The 18915-nt window shown below is 57.5% G+C and carries 17 protein-coding genes and 5 tRNA genes; 18 read left to right on the forward strand and 4 right to left on the reverse strand.

Annotated features, from left to right (window positions below; genetic code table 11):
• The first annotated feature begins 100 nt into the window (after positions 1 to 100).
• The 3 genes from AB1Z25_RS01180 (at position 101) to AB1Z25_RS01190 (ending at position 4312) form a co-directional block, all read left to right on the forward strand.
• Complete coding sequence (locus AB1Z25_RS01180) at positions 101 to 571, forward strand: pilin (protein ID WP_486637337.1); 471 nt, start codon at positions 101 to 103, stop codon at positions 569 to 571.
• 59 nt (positions 572 to 630) lie between these two features.
• Positions 631 to 2433: a PglL family O-oligosaccharyltransferase gene (locus AB1Z25_RS01185; protein WP_486636431.1), complete on the forward strand. Its 1803-nt coding sequence runs from the start codon at positions 631 to 633 to the stop codon at positions 2431 to 2433.
• A gap of 127 nt (positions 2434 to 2560) precedes the next feature.
• Positions 2561 to 4312, forward strand: coding sequence for a PglL family O-oligosaccharyltransferase (locus tag AB1Z25_RS01190; RefSeq protein ID WP_486636432.1), 1752 nt, complete (start codon positions 2561 to 2563; stop codon positions 4310 to 4312).
• 72 nt (positions 4313 to 4384) lie between these two features.
• On the opposite strand, the gene rpoH is transcribed toward AB1Z25_RS01190, so the two are convergent.
• The 4 genes from rpoH to ftsY all read right to left on the reverse strand — a co-directional run bounded on the left by rpoH (position 4385) and on the right by ftsY (position 8210).
• Entirely contained in the window at positions 4385 to 5248 is an 864-nt protein-coding gene (gene rpoH / locus AB1Z25_RS01195; RefSeq protein WP_235084829.1) for an RNA polymerase sigma factor RpoH, read from the reverse strand.
• A 185-nt stretch (positions 5249 to 5433) separates the two neighbouring features.
• Entirely contained in the window at positions 5434 to 6342 is a 909-nt protein-coding gene (gene ftsX / locus AB1Z25_RS01200; protein ID WP_107797924.1) for a permease-like cell division protein FtsX, read from the reverse strand.
• Positions 6339 to 6992, reverse strand: a complete 654-nt coding sequence (ftsE, locus tag AB1Z25_RS01205) for a cell division ATP-binding protein FtsE (protein ID WP_043592279.1) — start codon at positions 6990 to 6992, stop codon at positions 6339 to 6341. The genes ftsX and ftsE overlap by 4 nt, the downstream gene beginning before the upstream one ends.
• A gap of 60 nt (positions 6993 to 7052) precedes the next feature.
• Positions 7053 to 8210 (reverse strand): signal recognition particle-docking protein FtsY, encoded by a 1158-nt coding sequence (gene ftsY, locus AB1Z25_RS01210; protein ID WP_486636433.1) that lies wholly within the window; start codon positions 8208 to 8210, stop codon positions 7053 to 7055.
• 237 nt (positions 8211 to 8447) lie between these two features.
• On the opposite strand from ftsY, the gene rsmD reads away from it, so the two are divergent.
• The 15 genes from rsmD to rpoB all read left to right on the forward strand — a co-directional run bounded on the left by rsmD (position 8448) and on the right by rpoB (position 18889).
• Positions 8448 to 9005, forward strand: coding sequence for a 16S rRNA (guanine(966)-N(2))-methyltransferase RsmD (gene rsmD, locus AB1Z25_RS01215; protein WP_107797926.1), 558 nt, complete (start codon positions 8448 to 8450; stop codon positions 9003 to 9005).
• Between the two features lie 104 nt (positions 9006 to 9109).
• Positions 9110 to 9361 (forward strand): YfhL family 4Fe-4S dicluster ferredoxin, encoded by a 252-nt coding sequence (locus AB1Z25_RS01220; protein ID WP_107797927.1) that lies wholly within the window; start codon positions 9110 to 9112, stop codon positions 9359 to 9361.
• Positions 9362 to 9499: 138 nt separating this feature from the next.
• Positions 9500 to 9584 (forward strand) — tRNA-Tyr (locus AB1Z25_RS01225).
• Positions 9585 to 9637: 53 nt separating this feature from the next.
• Positions 9638 to 9711 (forward strand) — tRNA-Gly (locus AB1Z25_RS01230).
• 22 nt (positions 9712 to 9733) lie between these two features.
• Positions 9734 to 9808, forward strand: a tRNA-Thr gene (locus tag AB1Z25_RS01235).
• Positions 9809 to 9848: 40 nt separating this feature from the next.
• The gene (tuf, locus tag AB1Z25_RS01240; RefSeq protein ID WP_227106574.1) at positions 9849 to 11039 is read left to right on the forward strand and encodes an elongation factor Tu; all 1191 of its coding nucleotides are present in this window, start codon (positions 9849 to 9851) and stop codon (positions 11037 to 11039) included.
• Between the two features lie 10 nt (positions 11040 to 11049).
• A tRNA-Trp gene (locus AB1Z25_RS01245) sits at positions 11050 to 11125 on the forward strand.
• A 68-nt stretch (positions 11126 to 11193) separates the two neighbouring features.
• Positions 11194 to 11550 carry a preprotein translocase subunit SecE gene (secE, locus tag AB1Z25_RS01250; protein WP_474455490.1) on the forward strand — a complete coding sequence of 119 codons (357 nt, stop codon included), beginning with the start codon at positions 11194 to 11196 and terminating at the stop codon, positions 11548 to 11550.
• Positions 11550 to 12083, forward strand: a complete 534-nt coding sequence (gene nusG, locus AB1Z25_RS01255; protein ID WP_048411720.1) for a transcription termination/antitermination protein NusG — start codon at positions 11550 to 11552, stop codon at positions 12081 to 12083. The genes secE and nusG overlap by 1 nt, the downstream gene beginning before the upstream one ends.
• A gap of 99 nt (positions 12084 to 12182) precedes the next feature.
• Positions 12183 to 12614, forward strand: coding sequence for a 50S ribosomal protein L11 (rplK, locus tag AB1Z25_RS01260; RefSeq protein ID WP_048416070.1), 432 nt, complete (start codon positions 12183 to 12185; stop codon positions 12612 to 12614).
• A complete protein-coding gene (gene rplA, locus AB1Z25_RS01265) occupies positions 12614 to 13309 on the forward strand; it encodes a 50S ribosomal protein L1 (RefSeq protein WP_048416069.1) in 696 nt (231 codons plus the stop codon). The genes rplK and rplA overlap by 1 nt, the downstream gene beginning before the upstream one ends.
• 179 nt (positions 13310 to 13488) lie before the next feature.
• A tRNA-Thr gene (locus AB1Z25_RS01270) sits at positions 13489 to 13563 on the forward strand.
• 86 nt (positions 13564 to 13649) lie between these two features.
• A complete protein-coding gene (rplJ, locus tag AB1Z25_RS01275; protein WP_107797906.1) occupies positions 13650 to 14147 on the forward strand; it encodes a 50S ribosomal protein L10 in 498 nt (165 codons plus the stop codon).
• Positions 14148 to 14183: 36 nt separating this feature from the next.
• Entirely contained in the window at positions 14184 to 14555 is a 372-nt protein-coding gene (gene rplL / locus AB1Z25_RS01280) for a 50S ribosomal protein L7/L12 (RefSeq protein WP_019102910.1), read from the forward strand.
• A 158-nt stretch (positions 14556 to 14713) separates the two neighbouring features.
• The gene (gene rpoB, locus AB1Z25_RS01285) at positions 14714 to 18889 is read left to right on the forward strand and encodes a DNA-directed RNA polymerase subunit beta (RefSeq protein ID WP_107797907.1); all 4176 of its coding nucleotides are present in this window, start codon (positions 14714 to 14716) and stop codon (positions 18887 to 18889) included.
• Positions 18890 to 18915: the final 26 nt, after the last annotated feature.

Below are 18915 nucleotides of genomic sequence, written 5' to 3' on the forward strand. Positions count from 1 at the left end.
GGCATGCTTTCTGCTAGGTTTAGTTGGGTAGTTCTGTGCAGCAAGCTTGCTTGAAGGTACAGACTCTTACTGAAAGCTCATGGAGATTGCAATGAATAGACTGAATCAGCAAGGTTTTACCCTGATTGAACTGATGATCGTTGTCGCAATCATTGGTATTTTGGCTGCTATCGCGATACCTGCCTATCAAAACTATACGATTCGTGCTCGTGTTACTGAGGGCCTGACTCTCGCTTCGGCCGCAAAACTGGCTGTTGCTGAGAACGCTTCTAATGGTTCGGCTTTTGGCAGTGGCTATACTTCTGTATCTGGTGCAAAGAGTGTCAATACAATTAATATTGATGTGACGACAGGGCGTATTGATATTGCCTATAACACGAATGTGGCAGCTTCTGGCTCTAATACTCTTTCACTTGTTCCTACTTCTAGTGGTAGTGCTCTGGCAGGTACTGCCACAGGTAGTACGGTTCCAAGCTCTCCAATTATTTGGACTTGTTATGCTTCTGGTAAAACAAGTGCGCCGGCCGCGGCTACTCTATCCGCTAGCTATTCGCCTCCAGAATGTCGTTAATTTATAATTAAATTTCCGGACAGCTTTGCTGTCCGTTTTTATTTGATATGGCGCATGGGATGAGGCATAAATACGCAAGCTTGTTCTTAGTGTTTTCAGTGGTTTTGCCATTTTTTAATGCATGGCATTTTTCAGTATCTCCTGACTGGCTAACTAATGCATCCTGCTTGTTTTTGATTGGTCTGTTTTTTTTGCTTAGCGATGTTGATTTAAAAGAAAATAGGCTTTCTGTTGCTTTTGGGGTGTGTTGTGCTTTTTCTGTATTGCTTTTGTTTAGCGTTAATGAGGTTGTTCCGTTATTCTCCGCAATGTTTTTTGTTTTTGCTTGGCTTGCTCTGGTTGTGAGTGGCTATGGGACTGCGGCTAGAGGTGAATTGGTAAGTCTGCTTGCATTCGCAATATTTTTAGCGTCACTTTTACAGGCTATTATAGGGCTTTCTCAAGTGTTAGGAGTTGCCTGGTATTTTAAAGGTTTATTTCTGTTTAGCTCGCTAGGTCAGCCTGAAGCTATGGGGAATTTTGGGCAAAGAAATCAGTTTGCACAGTTTTTATGCTGGGGGATGGCTGCGGCAAGCTATCTGTTTGGGGTAAAGGCCTTGCGAATTTATTTCTTTGTCCCCGCAACTGTATGCTTGGCACTTCTTGTTACATGGAGTGGAGCTAGACTTCCACTGCTTTATGCCACTGGGTTTATAATTCTTGTGTATTTTTGGTTAAAGAGTAATAGGGGGAGTGTAAGTGTAAGGCGGATGTGTTGTGGACTGGTTTTTGTTGTTTTGTTGATATTTGTATTTCAGGTTCTTAATCATGGTATTTTAGAATTGTTACAGAGTATTGGGTTGCCTATTAATGTGAATAGTGGTTTAGATAGAATAAGTGAGGGGGGAGGTGGGGCTCGTCGTAGGGTTGAGTGGAGTAAAGCCTGGCAAGTTTTTTTGGATCATCCTGTTTGGGGTGTGGGACTTGGAGGCTATTCTTGGCATTCTGTATGGCTGGAAACGTACGGTGGGTGGCCAAAGGTGCCAGAGAGCTGGTTGTTTGTGCATAGTCATAATATAGTATTCCAACTTCTTGCTGAGACTGGCCTTGTTGGTACGTTGTTGCTTGGAGGAGGCGTAGTTTTTTGTTTGGTTCCTTACTTTTTTAAAGGGCAGCAAAGTGCTCAAAATCTTTTTTTAATTTCTGTTGGGGTTATGTTATTAATTCATTCAATGTTTGAATATCCCTTGTGGTATTTGCCATTCCTTTCCACGTTGCTATTGGTTTGTGTTTTGAGCCCCGCGGCAGGGGTTAGGGCGCAGTTAAATGCACGGTTTGGTAAGGCGATTTCTATATTGCTGGGTATTGCTTGTGTTTTGTATTTTGTGATGAATTTTCAAGTTTATTTGAATTTGGCAAAAATTTATCAGCCAGTACGGAGTCAGAGTGAAAATGTAAGGAGGGAGGTGGAGCTGGGAGGGATGGCTGGTAACTTACTTTGGGCTCAAGAGGTTGATCTAGCTTTGGTGAATTATTTGACTGTAGGATTTCCTTTGGAACTGCAGCGTGATTTTTTAAGTGAAGTTGCAAAGAAAAAGCCGTTTCCACTAGTTTTGGCGAAGCTATCTATTGCCCAAGCGCTAAGTAATAATTCTGCCGATGCGAAGAAAACCATGGCCTTAGCGGTTGCGAACTATCCAGACTATATCCCGCAGTTCATAAGTGTAGTGCATCCTTATCAACAGCCTCAGCTTCAGCCTCTGAAGGCAATGTTGCAAAAGGCCTTACAAGCTGGAATTGCCGGAGGTGTGGGGACAGATGCAGGCAGGGTGGCGGTTGTTATGACAGTCGCGAGCCCGGTGACGCAGAAAACTATATTCTGAGGTAGCTGTTAACTATTTCTGCTTGGCTGACTGTATGGTTGCTGTGGCATCAGGTATCCTGCGAGCAGACTTGTATTCAGATGCGTAGCTCCCAATGACATTTCAGAATTTTTTTTCACGCATAGCAATGGTTGCTTTCAGCTTGGTCGCCATCCTGCCTTTCGCCTCGCGCATCCACTATGTGCCGCTGCCGCAGTGGTTTGGCGAAATCAATGTGGTCTGGCTACTGCTGGCGGCGGCGGTCTTCTTGTTGCCGAGCGGATCGTTATTCCGCTATATGCCGCGCAGCGCCTGGTGGTGTCTGGCCATGGGCCTGCTTTGGGCCGGGCAGCCGTTCTGGGTGGAGGCCTTGTTCCCCGGAATGAATTACGCCACCGCCTTGGCCTGGCTGGCTGCGGGCTTGCTCGCGGCTGTCACAGTGTCCTTGCGCGAGGAAATGGGGGAGCGGCCGTTCGCGGTCTGGTTGGCCTGGGCCTTGATTGTGGGCGGCTTGGTGCAGGCGGCGATAGGCGTGGCTCAGTTGACCGGTTACGCCGCGGAGCTGGGCTTGTTTTACGATGGCTCGCATCCCACCAGCAATATTTTTGGCCATATCGGCCAGCGCAATCAATACGCGCATTATTTGATGTGGTCGGTAGTGGCCGGCGTGTATTTGTACGCTGCCGGTCGGCTGCCGCGTTGGGGCTTGGCGATACTGGTGCTCGGCCTGGCTTTGATGTTGGGCTGGGCGGGCTCTCGCACCATTCTATTGTACCTGGTGGCTTTGTCCGGTCTGGCCGCGCTTTGGCATTGGCGCATCGGCAGCGCGGAGTCGCGCCGGATGTTGTGGGCGATGTGGCTTTCCTGCCTGGTGGTATTGGCGATGCAGTTCGCCCTGCCTTGGTTCAATCAGCTGATTTCCTGGCTGACGCATGAAAACTTGCAGAACACTTCCGGCCTGGCTCGTCTGGCGGCGAATGGCGACGATATGGGTTCGCGGCGTTTCGCCGAAATGCATAAAGCATGGTTGAGCTTCCAGTCGCATCCGCTGACGGGGGTGGGTTGGTCGCAGTTTGCCGCGGAGAGCGTGCGTTTGCAGCCGCTGCCGCAATTCGCCGCATCCGGTTTCAATAGCGGTTTGTTCACCAACTCCCATAATCTGGTGCTGCAATTGCTGGCCGAGATGGGCGGCGTGGCCACCTTGTTGATCGTCGGTGGTTTTGCCTGGGCGCTGTGGCCGTTCTTTGGCCGACGCGCCACTCTGGAAGGGGTGTTGGCTTTGGGCTGCCTGGCGGTGACCCTGACGCACAGCATGTTGGAGTATCCGCTGTGGTATTACTACTTCCTGGCAATGCTGGTGATCTTCGCCGCGATGGCGCCGCGAGGGGATCGTCAGCTAGCTTGGCCGCTGCGCCTGCCGTTATTCGCGGCGCTGGTCTGGATGGGTTGGCTGTCGATCAGCAGTCTGTCGATGTTCTGGGAGCTGGTGGGCCTGTATACGCCGACCAATGACGCCAAGCGCGATGCAACGCGGATGGAGCGTCTGATCGAGATCGCGGACACCAAGCCGCTGTTCGCCTATCATGCGCTTTACACCGTGGACGACTACTTGAAAGTAGGGCCGGAGCAACTTGAGCGCAAGCTGGCGCTGGAGAACCGGCTGACCGCGTTCCGTCCTTATCCGGAAGTGATGCTGAAGCGCGCGCAGTTGGAGATCTTGGCGGGAAAGCAGGTTCAGGCGGAGCAGACCTTGCGGACGACGCTGGCATCGTTCCCCACGTACGCCGGCGTGTTTCTGGGTACGCTGGACGATGACGGGGCGGAATGGGAGCCTCTGCGCGCGGTGGCCCGCGAGGCCTACGCCAAGCTGCCGGCGAAGTACCAGACCATGTTGGAGTAAGCGCTTTCTCGTGCTCGGGACACAAAAAAACCACAGGCTGAGGCCTGTGGTTTTTTATTGAGCGGAAGATGCTTAGCCTTCTATCACCACGCCTTGGCTGAGGGCGGTCTTCATTTTGCCCAAAGCCTTGGCTTCGATCTGGCGGATGCGCTCGGCGGACACGCCGAATTCGGCGGCCAGCTCGTGCAGCGTGGAGCCGCTGTCGTCGGCCAGCCAGCGCGCTTCAACGATGCGGCGGCTGCGCGGGTCCAGCGTGGCCAAAGCCTGTTGCAGGCCTTCGGTCTGCAGCTGGTCGAACGCGCGGCGCTCCATCTCGCGGGTGGGCTCATTGTGATGATCGGCCAGCCAGTCGATCGGCGCGTAGCCGTCGTCGTCGTTGTCGTCCGCCAGCAAGGCGATGTCCTGACCGCTCATGCGGGTTTCCATCTCGCGGACTTCTTCCGGCTTGACGCCCAGATCGGCAGCGATTTGGCGGGCCTCGTTTTCCGACAGCGCGGAGAAACTGCTCTTCATGCTACGTAGGTTGAAGAACAGCTTGCGCTGAGGCTTGGTGGTGGCGATGCGCACCAGGCGCCAGTTACGCAGGATGAATTCGTGAATCTCGGCCTTGATCCAGTGCACGGCAAAGGAAAACAGGCGCACGCCGCGATCGGGCTCGAAGCGTTTGACGGCTTTCATCAGGCCGATATTGCCTTCCTGAATCAAGTCGGCTTGCGGCAGGCCGTATCCGGAGTAGCCGCGGGAAATCGACACCACCACGCGCAGGTGCGAGAGCACCAGCTGGCGCGCGGCCTCCAGGTCGTTTTGCTCCTGGAAGCGCGTTGCAAGCTCGTTTTCCTGCTCAGGCGTCAGCATGGGTACGCTGTTCACAGCTTGGATGTATTGCTCCAGGCTGCCGCTGGTGGACGGGACGGGCAAAGCAAATGTTGTGGTCATCTGTATAACTACCTCCTTGGGTAGTGATATGTTAGCACTCGTATATGGAGAGTGCTAGCAATGAAAGGTTCCAGCGTCAATGATTTTTTCTATCGTCTCGATAGTAGCGCAGCCGGTGTGCCGACGCCGTTTGCTCTGATTAACAGTTGTTGCGCCGCTTACATGCGCGTGCAAACGGCCGCGTTTCATTTGGGTTCTATCTTGCGCAGATGATGGTCGGAGGCGAGGCGGGCGCCCAGCATCGCCAGCAGGGCGGAGACGGCGACGGCGACTGCCAGTTCGATCGGGTTCAGATTGCGCAGTTCCACCCGTTCGCCGTACAACTGGGCGAATTCGCGAATCGCCGGATTGGCCACCGAGGTCAGCCAACCGGTCAGCGCCCAGGCGGCCAAGCCGGCCAGGATGCCTTGCCACATCGCGTGGTACATGAAGGGGCGGCGGATGAAACTGTCCGGCGCGCCTATCAATTTGGACACCTCGATTTCGTCCTGGCGCGCCAGGATTTGCATCCGGATCGCGTTATTGGTCACCAGCACCAGCGCCAGGCCCAGGGCGATGGCCATGAACCAGGTCAGATGCTTGCCCATTTCCACCATGCCGTACAAACGTTTGGCCCAGTCCGCGTCGAATTGCGCCTGTTCCACCATGGGCAGGCCGGAGAGCTCTTTTTGCAGCATCTCCAGCTCACGCGGCTCCAGCGCCTTCGGCGTGACCACGAAGGCGTCCGGCAGCGGATTGCTGTCCAGACCGTCGGCCAGGCCCGGCAGGCCGTTGCGCTTTTCCATATCGGCCAGCGCCTTGCTCTTGCTGACGAAGCTGTAGCTCTTGATTTTGGGGTGATGCGTCAGCGTGGAGGTCACCGCGGCCAGGTCCGCCTCTTCCGATGACTGTTCCATGAACAGGGTGACTTGCGGCGTGGCGCTCAGCCGGCCCACCCAGTCTTGCACGCTGCTGACGGCCAGATAAAGCGAGAGCGGCAAGGCCAGCGCCAGCGAGAGCATCAGCAAGGTCAGCAGGCTGCCGAAAGGTTGCCGCAGAATCTTGATCAGCGCGAGTTTGGCGCTTTGCCAGTTCAGATAGAGATAATGTTTCATGCGGCAAATTGTCCTTCCCGCAGGCGAATGATTCGGCGGCCGTAGTCTTCCATCAGGGTCTCGTCGTGAGCGGAGATCAATACGGTGACGCCCACTTGGTGGAAGGATTTGAACAATTCCATGATGTCCAGCGCATAGGCGCGGTCCAGGTTGGCGGAAGGTTCGTCGGCAAGTAGGATGCTGGGCCGGTGCACCACGGCGCGGGCGATGCACAGGCGCTGCTGCTCGCCGCCTGACAGGCGGATCGGCATGCTCTTTTCCTTGCCGAGCAGGCCTACTTTGTCCAGCGCGGCGCGCACGCGCTTGGCGGCGTCGCGGCGATCGAAGCCGATGATGTCCAGCGGCAGCATCACATTGTCGAACACGCTGCGGTCGAACAGGATCTTGTGGTCCTGAAACACCAGGCCGATATGCTGGCGCACATAGGGGATCTGGCTGGAGCGCAGCTTGGACAGGTTCTGGCCGTTGACGACGACGCCGCCCGCGGTGGCGCGTTCTATGCCGGCGATCAGCTTGAGCAAGGTGGACTTGCCGGCGCCGGAATGGCCGGCGAGGAAGACCATCTCGCCGGTGTCGATGTTGAAAGACAGGTTTTTCAGGGCTTCATTGCCACCTGGGTAGCGCTTGGTGACCTGGTCGAACTGGATCATTATTCTGTTCCCGCGTTAGCTGGTGACGGCAAGAGTGAGAGCTTGCAATGGCTGATGCGTTCAGTCGAACAGCGCGTCGATGTAGTCCTTGGCCTTGAACGGCCGCAGGTCGTCTATGCTTTCGCCCACGCCGACAAAACGCAGCGGAACCGGACGTTGCTTGGCGATGGCCGCGATCACGCCGCCCTTGGCCGTGCCGTCCAGCTTGCTCAGAATCAGCCCGGTCAGGCCGAGGGCGTCGTCGAAGGTCTTGACCTGGGTGATGGCGTTCTGGCCGATATTGGCATCCAGCACCAGGATGATTTCATGCGGCGCGTCGGGCAAGGCTTTCTGGATCACCCGCTTCACCTTCTTGATTTCCTCCATCAGGTGCAACTGGGTGGGCAGGCGGCCGGCGGTGTCTGCCAGCACGATGTCGATGCCGCGGGCGACCGCGGCCTGGATCGCGTCATAGCAGACGGCGGCGGAGTCGCCGCCTTGCTGGGTGATCACGGTGACGTTGTTGCGTTCGCCCCAGGCCATCAGCTGTTCGCGCGCGGCGGCGCGGAAGGTGTCGCCGGCGGCGAGCAGCACGCTCTTGCCCTGGCTCTGATAGTACTTGGCCAGCTTGCCTATCGACGTGGTCTTGCCGGCGCCGTTGACGCCGGCCATCATGATGACGAAAGGTTTCTTGCCGCTGACGTCCAGCGGCTTTTCCAGCGGCGAGATCAGGTCGCCGAGCGAATCCTTCAACGCGTCTTTCAGTTCCGAGGCGTCTTTCAGTCCTTTCAGCGAAACGCGCTCGCGCACGTCGCCAAGCAGGTGCAGGGTGGCGTCCACCCCCATGTCGGCGGTGAGCAGCACGGTTTCCAGCTCTTCGTACAGCTCCTCGTCTATCTTGCCGCCGCCAAACAGGCCGGCCAGGGATTTGCCCAGCTTGTCGCGGGTTTTGGACAAGCCGGCCTTCAGGCGTTCGGCCCAGCTCATTTTCTTCAGCGAGAGCGGCTCGGCTTCAAGCGGCTCGGCCGCCGGCGGCGAAGCCGGTGCGATGGGGGCGGGCGTCGGGGGCGTCGGCTCGGGCTGCGCTTGCTGCGGCTCGGGCGTTCGCGTTTCAGACTGAGTGGCTGGCGCGTCCGCATCGGGCAGCGCGGCGGGCTGGATATCGGCCGTCGGCTCCGCTGGGGCGGTTGCCGGAGGCGTGGGCTCGGATTGGGTTTTTCTTTTGAAGAAGCTAAACATGCGTAAAGGCCGGCGGAATTCGGTAAATGGCTAAATTGTATCCTCAAATGGAGGTGCTTACCCAATTGTTGCTGCGCGGCGGGAGACGGAGGCGCCGCATCGTTGAAATCTATATATAAGGAATAGACGGCTTTTTGTGGCGTGAGCGGCGACAGATGGCGACCGGTTTGCGCGACAATGAGGCGCGACGGCGCGGATCGGGTTACACTCAGCCCCTTGTTTTTTGAGCTTGGAATTATGAGTCAGTCGCGTAACACGGTCAGAATCATCGGTGGCGAGTATCGGCGCCGGCTATTGCCGTTTCCCGACGCTCAGGGTTTACGGCCAACGCCGGACCGTGTGCGGGAGACTTTGTTTAACTGGTTGGGCCAGCAGCTGTACGGCAAATCCTGCCTGGATCTTTTCGCCGGAAGCGGGGCTCTGGGCTTTGAGGCGGCTTCGCGCGAGGCGCGGCGCGTGGTGATGGTGGAGAAATCCCGCGTGGTCGCCGAGTCCTTGAAAGCCAACCGGCAGTTATTGTCCGCCGCGAGCATCGATGTGGCGCAGTTCGATGCCCTGGCCTATCTGAAGGGCTGCCGCGATCGTTTCGACGTCGTCTTCGTCGATCCGCCGTTCGACACCGATTTGCTGACGCAGGTTTTGCCTTTGCTGGCTCAGGTGATGAGCGAGGACGGCCTGGCGTATATCGAAAGCCGCCGTTGGCCCGAAGAGCTGCCGGGCTGGGAGGTGCTGAAGCGGGCCAAGGCCGGCCAGGTGCACTACGGTTTGCTGCGCCGGGCGGCGGAGCCGGCCTGAGCGGTTTGCCTGCAGTCAGTCTCATAAATATATAACGGGGCGAACTTGCGAGCCCGACTGTCGGGTGACAAAATTCATGTTGTGGAATACTTGAGGAATTTACTATGTCTTTGATGATTACCGACGAATGCATCAACTGCGACGTCTGTGAGCCGGAGTGCCCCAATAACGCGATTTCCCAAGGCGAGGAAATCTACCAAATCGACCCCAATCTGTGCACCCAGTGCGTCGGCCACTACGACGAGCCGCAATGCCAGCAGGTCTGTCCGGTCGATTGCATCCCTCTGGATCCGTCTCACGAGGAGACTCAAGAGGTCTTGCATCAGAAGTATCTGCGGATATCCGGCCAGGCGTGACGCGCTAAGTTTTTGAATTTATTGGAAGCGCCCCGGGCTTGCCGGGGCGCTTTGCTTTTGCGGGCAAAATAATTAGAAAAAAATGCAAAAACCGGTTGACGGCCATCGGGGCTATCTATAATATTCGGGTCTCTTTCAGGAGGGATTCCCGAGCGGTCAAAGGGATCAGACTGTAAATCTGACGGCTCTGCCTTCGAAGGTTCGAATCCTTCTCCCTCCACCAGAATTTAGCGTCTTGGCGTGTGCGATGAAAGTCGCTCGAGGTTGTTGTTGCAGGCGGGTGTAGCTCAATGGTAGAGCAGAAGCCTTCCAAGCTTACGACGAGGGTTCGATTCCCTTCACCCGCTCCAAGCGTGTAGCCTGTTTTAAAGGGCCCATGTAGCTCAGGGGTAGAGCACTCCCTTGGTAAGGGAGAGGTCGGCAGTTCAATTCTGCCCATGGGCACCACCATTTACTTTGTGTTGTTTCGTATCCAGGAAATTTTGCCATGGCTAAGGAAAAGTTCGAGCGGACTAAACCGCACGTAAACGTCGGCACCATCGGTCACGTGGACCATGGTAAAACCACTCTGACCGCTGCGATCACCACTATTCTGTCGAAGAAGTTCGGTGGCGAAGCCAAGGACTACTCCCAGATCGACAGCGCGCCGGAAGAGAAGGCTCGTGGTATTACCATTAATACCGCTCACGTAGAATACGAAACCGAGTCCCGCCACTACGCTCACGTAGACTGCCCGGGTCACGCTGACTACGTTAAGAACATGATTACCGGTGCTGCCCAGATGGACGGCGCTATCCTGGTGTGCTCGGCCGCTGACGGTCCGATGCCGCAAACCCGTGAACACATCCTGCTGTCCCGTCAGGTTGGCGTTCCGTACATCATCGTGTTCCTGAACAAGGCCGATCTGGTGGACGACGCTGAGCTGCTGGAACTGGTTGAAATGGAAGTTCGCGATCTGCTGTCTTCCTACGACTTCCCGGGCGACGACACCCCGGTGGTGATCGGCTCCGCTCGTCTGGCGCTGGAAGGCGACCAGTCCGAATACGGCGAACCGGCCATCTTCAAGCTGGCTGCTGCTCTGGATTCCTACATCCCGACTCCGGAACGCGCCATCGACAAGCCGTTCCTGCTGCCGATCGAAGACGTGTTCTCGATCTCCGGCCGCGGCACCGTGGTAACCGGTCGCGTAGAGCGCGGCATTGTTAAAGTCGGCGAAGAACTGGAAATCGTGGGCCTGAAGGCTACCGCGAAGACCACTTGCACCGGCGTGGAAATGTTCCGCAAGCTGCTGGACCAAGGTCAAGCTGGCGACAACGTGGGCGTGCTGCTGCGCGGCACCAAGCGTGAAGACGTTGAGCGTGGTCAGGTACTGGCTAAGCCGGGTTCCATTACCCCGCACACCAAGTTCCAGGCTTCGGTATACGTACTGAGCAAAGACGAAGGTGGCCGTCACACCCCGTTCTTCGCGAACTACCGTCCGCAGTTCTACTTCCGCACCACCGACGTAACGGGCGCCGTTACCCTGTCGGAAGGCGTGGAAATGGTAATGCCGGGCGACAACGTGGAGATCACTGTTGAGCTGATCGCTCCGATCGCCATGGAAGATGGTCTGCGTTTCGCCATCCGCGAAGGCGGTCGTACCGTCGGCGCCGGTGTGGTAGCTAAGATCATTGCTTAATCAGGTTTAAAGGCCAGTAGCTCAATTGGTAGAGTATCGGTCTCCAAAACCGAGGGTTGGGGGTTCGAGACCCTCCTGGCCTGCCAATTAAGACCAGCCGGCGCTTGTGCGCCGGTTGGTCTTTTGTCGCATACGCGCAAGAGAAGATATCGACATGGAAATGCAAGATAAAATCAAGCTGGCGCTGGCCGGTTTGCTGGTGGCGGCCGGTATCGTCGGCTTTTACATGATTCCGGCGGACCAGGGTATTTTGCGCGCGCTTTCGTTTGTGGTCGGCGTGATTCTGGCGGTTGGGGCGGTTTGGCTGTCGCAGCCGGGCAAGAGTTTCGTCACTTACGCCAACGAGTCTCTGGTCGAGGCTCGCAAGGTGGTGTGGCCCACTCGCAAAGAGGCGATGCAGATGACCGGCATGGTGTTTGTTTTCGTGCTGGTGCTGGCCTTGTTCATGTGGTTGGTGGACTCCAGTCTGTCCTGGTTGTTTTATGATGTGATTCTCGGTCGAGGTAAATAATGGCAATGCGCTGGTATGTGGTTCACGCTTATTCTGGCTTTGAAAAAAGCGTGCAAAAGGCGTTGCGCGAGCGCATCGAGCGTTCTCATGTCGCCGATCAATTTGGTCAAATCCTGGTGCCGGTGGAAGAGGTTGTCGACGTCAAGAATGGCCGTCGCTCCATTACCGAGCGCAAGTTTTTCCCGGGCTATGTGTTGGTCGAGATGGAAATGACCGACGATACCTGGCATCTGGTCAAGAGTACGCCGAAAGTAACCGGTTTTGTTGGCGGTACCGCCAACCGCCCGGCGCCGATTTCCAAGAAGGAAGTCGAGGCCATCATGCAGCAGATGCAAGAGGGCGTGGAAAAGCCGAAGCCGAAGGTGCTGTTCGAAGTGGGTGAGAAGGTGCGTGTTATCGACGGCCCGTTCAACGACTTCAACGGTTCGGTCGACGAAGTGAACTACGAGCGCAACAAGCTGCGCGTGTCGGTGCAGATTTTTGGCCGCGACACCCCGGTTGAGCTCGAATTCAGTCAGGTTGAGAAGTTGTAAGCCTGCCTCTTGGCAAGCTTTTTTTAAGCGTGTATACTGTTGCGCTTTCGTCGGGAAGCGAGTTGACGCTCGCGCTATACCCAAACTAGGAGTTTAATCGTGGCAAAGAAAATTGTCGGCTATATCAAGCTGCAAGTGCCCGCTGGCAAAGCCAACCCGTCGCCGCCGATCGGTCCGGCCCTGGGTCAGCGTGGTCTGAACATCATGGAATTCTGCAAGGCGTTCAACGCCGCGACCCAAGGCGTTGAGCCGGGTCTGCCGATTCCCGTAGTGATTACCGCATTCGCGGACAAGTCCTTCACCTTCGTGATGAAGACCCCGCCGGCCACCATCCTTCTGAAGAAGGCTGCTGGCATCAAGTCCGGTTCGGCCAAGGCCAATACCGACAAGGTGGGTAAAGTGACTCGCGCTCAGCTGGAAGAAATCGCCAAGACCAAGCAGCCGGATCTGACCGCTGCTGATCTGGACGCCGCTGTTCGCACCATCGCCGGCTCCGCCCGTTCGATGGGTCTGGAAGTGGAGGGCGTGTAATGGCTAAGGTTTCCAAGCGCTTGCAAGCTCTGAAGGCTGGCGTTGATCGCAACAAGCTGTACGCTATCGACGAAGCGATTTCCCTGGTGAAAGCTGCCGCCACCGCCAAATTCGACGAGTCCATCGACGTGGCCGTGAATCTGGGCGTGGATCCGCGTAAATCCGACCAAGTGGTTCGTGGTTCCGTGGTTCTGCCGCGCGGTACCGGCAAGTCCGTACGCGTTGCCGTGTTCGCTCAAGGCGCGAACGCTGAAGCCGCTAAAGCCGCTGGCGCCGAAGTCGTTGGTTTCGACGATCTGGCCGAGCAGGTTAAAGCCGGCAATCTGGACTTCGACATCGTGATCGCCTCCCCGGACGCCATGCGCGTTGTGGGTCAGCTGGGTCAGATCCTGGGTCCGCGCGGCCTGATGCCGAACCCGAAGGTGGGCACCGTGACCCCGAACGTAGCCGAGGCCGTGAAAAACGCCAAGGCCGGTCAGGTTCAGTACCGTACCGACAAGGCCGGTATCGTTCACGCCACCATCGGCCGCGCTTCTTTCGAAGCCGAAGCCCTGCGTGAAAACTTCTCCGCTCTGGTTGATGCCCTGGTGAAAGCCAAGCCGGCAGCTTCCAAGGGCGTGTATCTGAAAAAGATCGCCGTATCCAGCACCATGGGTGTCGGCGCTCGTGTAGATACCAACTCGATCAGCGCTTAATCGCTGTTTGAGTTTGGCGGGGCGGTTCGCCGCCTCGCCAAGGCTTTGGGCTGGCAAGTTCGCTTGCCAGGTTGTCAAAGACCGTAGGCGCCGCAAGGCTTAATCGCAGATTTGCCGGTATGGAAGTCCGCACCCTACGCAGATGGTGTACCCGAAACAGGCTTCTGAACAAAGTTCAAGCTCATGTAGCTCAGGGGTAGAGCACTCCCTTGGTAAGGGAGAGGTCGGCGGTTCAATTCCGCCCATGAGCACCAGTTCTTTATGATGTCTCCTGATGTAGGTCGCCGCTGCAAAGCGAAGCGAAAATCCTTTCGCTTCATTTCAGTCTAGGAGGTAGACCTTGAGTCTCAATATCGAAGATAAAAAGGCGGTCGTAGCTGAAGTATCTGCCACGCTGGCAGACGCTCAGACCCTCGTTATCGCTGAATATCGGGGCATCGAGGTAAGCAGCATGACCAAACTCCGCGCTCAGGCGCGCGAGAATGGCGTATACCTGCGCGTTCTGAAGAACACGCTGGTTCGCCGTGCTGTGGAAGGCACTCCGTTTGCCGGTCTGGCTGACCAAATGGTCGGCCCGCTGGTTTACGCTGTTTCCACCGACCCGGTAGCTGCTGCCAAGGTGCTGCATCAATATGCCAAGGCTGACGACAAAATCATCGTCAAAGCAGGTTCCTACGATGGCCAGGTGCTGAACGCCGCTCAGGTTGCTGAGCTCGCGTCCATCCCGAGCCGCGAAGAACTGCTGTCCAAGCTTCTCTACGTTATGCAGGCTCCGGTCGCTGGCTTCGCCCGCGCGCTGGCCGCCCTGTCCGACAAGAAGCAAGCCGAAGCCGCTTAACTTATTTGATTCTTATAGAATTCAGGAGATTTTCACATGGCAATCACCAAAGAAGACATCCTCGAGGCCGTTGCTGGTCTGACCGTGATGGAACTGAACGACCTGGTTAAGGCGTTCGAAGAGAAGTTCGGCGTTTCCGCCGCTGCTGTTGCTGTTGCTGGCCCGGCTGGCGCCGGCGCTGCTGCCGCTGAAGAAAAAACCGAGTTTGACGTTATCCTGACTGGCGCTGGCGACAACAAGGTTGGCGTGATCAAGGTTGTGCGCGCAATCACCGGTCTGGGCCTGAAAGAAGCCAAAGACCTGGTTGACGGCGCTCCGAAAGCCCTGAAAGAAGGCGTGGCGAAGGCTGAAGCCGACGACATCCTGAAACAGCTGACCGAAGCCGGTGCTAAGGCTGAAATCAAATAATCTTCTTTGAAAAAAGAGGGTGAGGCTGGCGGAGAAATCCGCCAGCCTTATTGCGCTTGTAGTTGGCCGAAACGAAGAAGGTAAAAGCCAGCAATTATTGAGCGTGGCTGCTGACTTTTGGTTTCTTGCTTGCGCCACCCCACCTCGATGGAGACTCTATGAGTTATTCGTTTACTGAGAAGAAGCGTATTCGTAAAAGTTTTGCGAAGCGTGCCAGTGTTCTCGATGTCCCATTCCTGTTGGCGACCCAGATTGATTCCTACACCGAATTTCTCCAGTTGGGTGTGCCGCTTGACCAGCGTAGGGATGTGGGCCTTCAGGCTGCGTTCAAATCGATCTATCCGATCATCAGCCATAATGGCTATGCGCGTCTGGACTTCGCTCATTATGTCTTGGGCGAGCCGCCGTTCGACGTGCAGGAGTGCCAGCTGCGCGGCATTACCTACGCCGCTCCGTTGCGCGCGCGCATCCGCCTGACCATCTTCGACAAAGAGTCTTCCAAGCCGGTGGTGAAGGAAGTGCGCGAGAACGAAGTGTACATGGGCGAAATCCCGCTGATGACGACCAATGGTTCGTTCATCATCAACGGCACCGAGCGCGTCATCGTTTCTCAGTTGCATCGTTCCCCGGGCGTGTTCTTCGAGCACGACCGCGGCAAGACTCATTCCTCCGGCAAACTGTTGTTCTCCGCCCGCGTGATTCCTTACCGCGGTTCCTGGCTGGACTTCGAGTTTGACCCGAAAGACCTGCTGTACTTCCGTATCGACCGTCGCCGCAAGATGCCGGTGACCATCCTGCTGAAGGCGCTGGGTTACACCAACGAAGAAATCCTGTCCGAGTTCTACAGCTTCGACACCTTCTACCTGACCAAGAGCGGCGTGTTCATGCGCGTGGTTCCGGATCGTCTGAAGGGCGAAGTGGCCAAGTTCGACATTGTTGCCGCCGACGGCAAGCTGATCGTGGCCAAGGACAAGCGTATTACCGCCAAGCACATCCGCGACATCCAGACCGCTGAGCTGGACCGCATCGAAGTGCCGGCCGACGCGCTGCTGGGCAAGGTGCTGGCGCACAACGTCGCCAACGCCGACACCGGCGAGCTGATTTCGCGCGCCAACGACGAAGTGACCGAGGAAGTGCTGGCCAAGTTGGCGCTGGCCGATATCCAGCAGGTGGAAGTGTTGTTCACCAACGATCTGGATCAGGGCTCCTACATCTCCCAGACGCTGCGCGCCGACGACATCCAGGACCAGCTGCAGGCCCGCGTGGCCATCTACCGCATGATGCGCCCGGGCGAACCGCCGACGGAAGACGCGGTGGAAGCGCTGTTCCAGCGTCTGTTCTTCAGCGAAGAAACCTACGATCTGTCGCGCGTGGGCCGCATGAAGTTCAGCTCGCGCACCTACCAGTACAAATTCGACGACAAGACCCCTGAGTGGTTCAAGGTGCTGATCGGCGAGAAGTTCGCCGAGCGTCGCGATGTGATGGAAGGCACGCTGTCGACTGAAGACATCGTGTCCGTGATCGCCATCCTGACCGAACTGCGCAATGGCCGCGGCGAAGTGGACGATATCGATCACCTGGGCAACCGTCGCGTGCGTTCGGTGGGCGAACTGGCCGAAAACCAGTTCCGCGCCGGCCTGGTGCGCGTGGAGCGCGCGGTCAAGGAACGCCTGAATCAGGCGGAATCCGACAACCTGATGCCGCACGACCTGATCAACGCCAAGCCGGTGTCCGCCGCGATCAAGGAGTTCTTCGGCTCCTCGCAGCTGTCCCAGTTCATGGACCAGACCAACCCGCTGTCGGAAATCACCCACAAGCGCCGCGTATCGGCTCTTGGCCCGGGCGGTTTGACCCGCGAACGCGCCGGCTTCGAAGTGCGCGACGTACACCCGACCCACTACGGCCGCGTGTGCCCGATCGAAACGCCGGAAGGCCCGAACATCGGTCTGATCAACTCCTTGTCCGTCTATGCGCGCACCAATGAGTTCGGCTTCCTGGAAACCCCGTACCGCAAGGTAGTGGACAGCAAGGTCACCAACGAGATCGACTACCTGTCCGCGATCGAAGAAGGCCGCTACGTGATTGCTCAGGCCAACGCCGAGCTGAGCGAAGAAGGCGCGTTGATCGACGAGCTGGTGACCTGCCGCGAGAAGGGCGAAACCATTCTGGCGACTCCGGACCGCGTGCAGTACATGGACGTGGCCACCGGTCAGGTGGTGTCCGTCGCCGCTTCGCTGATTCCGTTCCTGGAACACGATGACGCCAACCGCGCATTGATGGGCGCCAACATGCAGCGCCAGGCCGTGCCTTGCCTGCGTCCGGAAAAAGCCCTGGTGGGCACCGGTATCGAGCGCTCGGTGGCGGTTGACTCCGGCACCACCGTGGTGGCGCGTCGCGGCGGCGTGGTCGACTATGTCGACGCGACCCGCGTGGTGGTTCGCGTCAACGACGAAGAAGCCGTTGCCGGCGAAGTGGGCGTGGACATCTACAACCTGACCAAGTTCACCCGCTCCAACCAGAACACCAACATCAACCAGCGTCCGGTGGTGAAAGTGGGCGACCACATCGCCCGCGGCGACGTGGTGGCCGACGGCGCCTCCACCGATCTGGGCGAGCTGGCGCTGGGTCAGAACATGACCATCGCCTTCATGCCGTGGAACGGTTACAACTACGAGGACTCGATCCTGATCTCGGAGAAGCTGGTCGCCGAAGACCGCTACACCTCGATCCATATCGAAGAACTGTCCGTGGTTGCCCGCGACACCAAGCTGGGCCCCGAGGAAATCACCCGCGACATCCCGAACCTGTCCGAGCGCATGGCCGGCCGTCTGGATGAATCCGGCATCGTGTACATCGGCGCCGAAGTCGAAGCCGGCGACGTGCTGGTGGGCAAGGTGACGCCTAAGGGCGAAACCCAGCTGACCCCGGAAGAGAAGCTGCTGCGCGCGATCTTCGGCGAGAAGGCTTCCGACGTGAAGGACACCTCGCTGCGCGTGCCGACCGGCACCGTGGGCACCGTGATCGACGTTCAGGTGTTTACCCGCGAAGGTATTGAGCGCGACAAGCGCGCCCAGTCCATCATCGATTCGGAACTGAAGCGCTATCGCCTGGACCTGAACGACCAGCTGCGTATTTTCGATAACGACGCCTTCAGCCGTATCGAGCGTCTGATCGTCGGCAAAGTGGCCAACGGCGGTCCGAAGCGTTTGGTGAAAGGCACTGTGATCGATCAGGAATACCTGGCCGATTTGCCGTCCAAGCACGACTGGTTCGACATCCGCATGGCCGATGAAGACATCGCCAAGCAGCTGGAACTGATCAAGGAAAGCCTGGCGCAGAAGCGTGAAGAATTCGACCTCAAGTTCGAAGACAAGAAGCGCAAGCTGACCCAGGGCGACGAGCTGCCGCCGGGCGTGCAGAAGATGGTCAAGGTTTACCTGGCCGTTAAGCGCCGCCTGCAGGCCGGCGACAAGATGGCCGGCCGTCACGGCAACAAGGGCGTGGTATCGCGCATCCTGCCGATCGAAGACATGCCTTACATGGGCGACGGCCGTCCGGTCGACATCGTGCTGAACCCGCTGGGCGTACCGTCGCGTATGAACATCGGTCAGATCCTGGAAGTGCATCTGGGTTGGGCCGCCAAGGGTATCGGCGAGCGCATCGACCGCATGATCAAGGATCAGCAGAACGCTTCCTTGGTGCGCGGCTATCTGGAACGCATCTACAACGAAGCGGGCAAGGTCGAAGACATCGCCTCGCTGAGCGACGACGAAGTGCTGGCCCTCGCGGACAATCTGCGCAAGGGCATGCCGTTCGCGACGCCGGTGTTCGACGGCGCCAAGGAGACCGAGATCAAGCACATGCTGGATCTGGCCTACCCGGATGCGGACCCGCTGACCGAGAAAATGGGCTTTAATGAGTCCAAGACCCAGATGACCCTGTACGACGGCCGCTCCGGCGAAGCCTTCGACCGCAAGGTCACCGTGGGCGTGATGCACTATCTGAAGCTGCATCACCTGGTCGACGACAAGATGCACGCGCGTTCCACCGGCCCGTACTCGCTGGTGACTCAGCAGCCGCTGGGCGGTAAGGCCCAGTTCGGCGGCCAGCGTTTCGGTGAGATGGAGGTTTGGGCGCTGGAAGCTTACGGCGCCGCCTACACCCTGCAGGAAATGCTGACCGTGAAGTCGGACGATGTGACCGGTCGTACCAAGGTGTACGAGAACATCGTCAAGGGCGAGCACAAGATCGATGCCGGCATGCCGGAATCCTTCAACGTGCTGGTGAAGGAAATCCGTTCGCTCGGCCTCGACATGGACCTGGAACGTTATTGATTGGGTTGAATGGGCGCGGCAAGCCG

The sequence above is a fragment of the Chromobacterium sp. HL1 genome (assembly GCF_057418835.1).